Genomic DNA, 3,911 nt, shown 5'->3' on the forward strand with positions numbered 1-3,911 from the left:
TTAGATGAAGTTAAATTAATAAGTACAGAAGAATTTGGCAATAAGTATGATTTTAGAAATCATAAAAATGTAGAAATTTCTCTTATTGGAGAACATCAAGCCCTAAATGCTTCTCTAGCTCTTATGGTTTTAGATTCATTAAAAGAAGAATATAAATTAGATGAAGAAAAGAAAAAACTTGGATTTAAAAAGGCAGTAAATATTGGAAGGACTGAATGTCTATCAAGAAATCCACTTGTTCTTGTAGATGGTTCACACAATTTAGATTCAATAGAAAAAATAGAAAAAAGTGTAAAGAAATTTAAATATAAGAATTTAATTTTGGGATTTAAAGATGAGTTTGAAGAGGATATACTTATGCTTAATTACTTAGAGGATAATTATTTAGAAGAAGTAGTTAAGTATAATTTAACGAGTGCTATATTTAGCTATGATAAGGCTAAAAAGCTTAGTGAAGAAGCTGTAAGACAAAATAAAGTTGCCAAGATACATATTGCGCTTGACACAGGTATGTCTAGAATTGGTTTTCAAGCAGATGAAGTTCATAGAGCAAAATCTGTAGAAGAAATTTTAAAGATTGCAAGCCTTAAAAATATCGATATAGAAGGTATATTTACTCACTTTGCTAATGCTGATATAAAGGATAAAACTTTAACTCATAAGCAATATGATAATTATCAAAAAACCGTTTCTATGCTCGAAGAGGCTGGACTTAATATAAGGATTAAACACGTTTCAAACTCAGCATCCATCATGGATTTAAAGGATTTAAACCTTGATTATGTTAGAGCAGGCATCATTCTTTACGGTTACTATCCATCTGATGAGGTTATAAAAGAGAATTTACCATTAAAAAAATTGATGCAATTAAAAGCTTGTATATCAAATGTTAAAGAGATAGAAGCGGGCGAGGGCGTTAGCTATACATTCTCATTTATTGCTGATAAAAAGACTAAGGTAGCCACTATACCTATAGGATACGCAGATGGCGTAAGAAGACTTTTACAAAACAAGTTAAAAGTCTTATATAAAGACAAGTTATTGAACAACATAGGAAACATTTGTATGGATCAATTTATGGTTGATGCAACAGGAACTGATGCAAAGATTGCTGATGTGGTAACTATCATTGGTGATGGCACTAACATGGCTATGACTTATGATGACCTTGCCAAGATTGAAGGCACTATTAACTATGAAGTTCTAACTGATATGAAGGATAGAATTTCTAGAAAATATTATTACGATGGAGAAGAAATAAGCTCTCACAACTATAATGATATATAGCTTAAAGCCGTAAAGTTATTGACTTATAAGCGATTTTAACTTATAATATAATTGTCTTACTTATCAGAAAGGATGTGAGAATATGATTAAAAGAGGTGATATTATATATGCAGATTTATCACCTGTCATAGGCTCTGAACAAGGTGGCGTGAGGCCAGTTATTGTCGTGCAGAACGATGTCGGCAACAAGTATTCACCGACCATTATTGTTGCGGCAATTACAAGTCAACTGAATAAGTCTAAACTACCGACCCATATAGAGATAGATGGACCGGAATTTGGCTTGCCTAAGGATAGCGTAATTTTGCTTGAACAGATCAGAACTATTGATAAGAAGAGATTGAGAGAAAAAATAGGAAGCGTAACTGAGAAGCTTATGGCGAAGGTTGACGAGGGACTAAAGATAAGTTTAGCATTGACTAAATAGTTTTTACATATAGAAAATTTAGGAGGAAATAATGAGTATTAAAAGCATTTCCGTATTAGGATTAGGATATATTGGCTTACCAACAGCCACAATACTAAGTGATCATTTCAAGGTCTTTGGATATGATCCTGTTAAGGAAAAAATCGAAAAGATTAAGAATGGAACCTTAGAGATAGATGAGCCAGGACTTAAAGATGTCCTTGACAAAGCTCTTAAAGAAGGAAGGATAGAGGTTTCAAGCAAAATTCATGAAGCTGATATGTATATAATATGCGTTGGAACACCATTTAATGATGATAAGAGCTGTGACTTAAAATACATTAAGGATGCTTGTCACGACATTCTAAAAGTTATTAAAAAAGGCGATACTGTTGTATTGGAATCAACATCGCCACCACGCACAACTGAAGATGTAGTTAAGCCTATACTTGAAAAGTCTGGCTTAAAGGTTTCAGAAGACATATATTTAGCTCACAGTCCTGAAAGAGTTATTCCAGGAAATATTTTGTATGAGCTAAAAAATAATCATAGAGTAGTAGGCGGAGTGGATACAAAATCTGCTGAAATAGTTAGAGATGTGTATAAAACCTTCGTTGATGCAGAAGTATTTACAACAGACGCAACAACAGCTGAAGTATGTAAGCTACTAGAAAACACATTCAGAGACGTTAACATAGCTCTTGCAAATGAAATGCTTAAGATTTGTGACACACTTGGTGTCAACGTATGGGAACTAATTGAATTAGCTAATAAACACCCAAGAGTAAATGTTCATACACCAGGACCAGGTGTTGGCGGACACTGCATATCCGTAGACCCATGGTTCTTAGTAACAGCAGATAAGGAAAACTCTAAGTTAATTCATCAAGCTAGAGATATAAATGACTCTATGCCTAAGTTTACTGCGGATAAGATAAGGAAACTAGTTGATAAAGGCTCAAAGATAGCTATACTTGGCTCTTCATTTAAGCCAAATATTGATGACTTTAGAGAAAGCCCAATAACTCATCTTATTGCTTTATTGAAAGATGATTACAATGTAGCCGTTTACGATCCATTTAAGAATGATCAAATACTTGAATTTAATGAACTTTATGATGATATACGCCCAGTAGTTACAGGCGCAGATTTATTGGTTTTAGGCGTAAATCATGGACAATTCTGTTTCCTTGACTACAAAGAAATAGGTAAAATTATGAATAAAAAGAATATTTTTGACACAAGAAACTATATTGATAGAGAAAAAGTAGAAGCTTTAGGCTTTAATTATTATTTATTAGGTAGTGGAGAACTTGAGTAAGATATTATTTATTGCAAATCAATTCCCGCCAATAGGTGGAAGTGGTGTGCAAAGAAGTTTAAAATTTGTAAAATACCTATCAAGGCTTGGCAATGAAGTTTTGGTTGTATCAAAGGATGCTAGTAAAGATTTAAAGGACGATAGCTTATTAAAGGACGTTCCAGAAAACGTTAAAGTTATTAGACTTAAGGCCCATGATATTAACAATAGCGGTCTATTTAAGAAGGTCTATGCTAAGTTCTTTGCTCTTCCTGATGCAGAAGTTTTTTGGTATAAATTTAACAAAAAAGAAATAGAAAAGATAGCTCTAGAATTCAATCCAGATGTGATATATACTACAAGCTACCCATATTCGGCTCATCTATTTGGCTTATACTTAAAAGAAAAGTTTCCGAAGATGAAGTGGATAGTCGATTATAGGGACGAGTGGACAAATAATCCATTCCACTTAGATAGCTTTTCATCAAGAATGAAGATGAAAGCATCTAAAAAGACTGAGCTTGAAATAAATTCTAAGTGCGATTACTTTATTACAAACACTAGATTTATGCTCGATAACTTCATAGCAGATTTACCTGAGCTTAAAGGCAAATCTATTTATATACCGAACGGTTACGACGAAGAGGACTTTTTAGGCATATATCCTAAAGAAGAAAGTGATAAATTTACCTTTATTCATACTGGCGCTTTATATGGCAGAAGAAATTTACATGAATTTTTATCAGCCTTAAAAGAGCTTGTAGATGAAGGTAAAATCGATAAGAACGAGATTAGGATAAATATTGCAGGCAATGTAAAAAAATCTCAAATAGAAGAGTATAAAAAAACATATAATTTTGAAAAAGAAATTAATTATCTATCATATCTGGCTCATGAAGAGTCAATAAGAAAGCTACT

Annotated in this window: 4 protein-coding genes; all 4 read left to right on the forward strand. The window is 32.6% G+C overall.

The annotated features are described in order from the left end of the window. Positions 1 to 1,287 (forward strand): alanine racemase (gene alr / locus Q0E71_RS06500; protein WP_294797173.1); only part of this gene is annotated, 1,287 nt, incomplete at its 5' end. Between the two features lie 82 nt (positions 1,288 to 1,369). After that, positions 1,370 to 1,714 (forward strand): type II toxin-antitoxin system PemK/MazF family toxin, encoded by a 345-nt coding sequence (locus Q0E71_RS06505; RefSeq protein WP_294797176.1) that lies wholly within the window; start codon positions 1,370 to 1,372, stop codon positions 1,712 to 1,714. A 31-nt stretch (positions 1,715 to 1,745) separates the two neighbouring features. Beyond that, positions 1,746 to 3,014 (forward strand): nucleotide sugar dehydrogenase, encoded by a 1,269-nt coding sequence (locus tag Q0E71_RS06510; protein WP_294797178.1) that lies wholly within the window; start codon positions 1,746 to 1,748, stop codon positions 3,012 to 3,014. A 46-nt stretch (positions 3,015 to 3,060) separates the two neighbouring features. Next, positions 3,061 to 3,911 (forward strand): glycosyltransferase (locus Q0E71_RS06515; protein ID WP_294797180.1); only part of this gene is annotated, 851 nt, incomplete at its 3' end.

The organism is uncultured Fenollaria sp., from assembly GCF_934202865.1.
Taxonomy (GTDB): domain Bacteria; phylum Bacillota; class Clostridia; order Tissierellales; family Peptoniphilaceae; genus Fenollaria.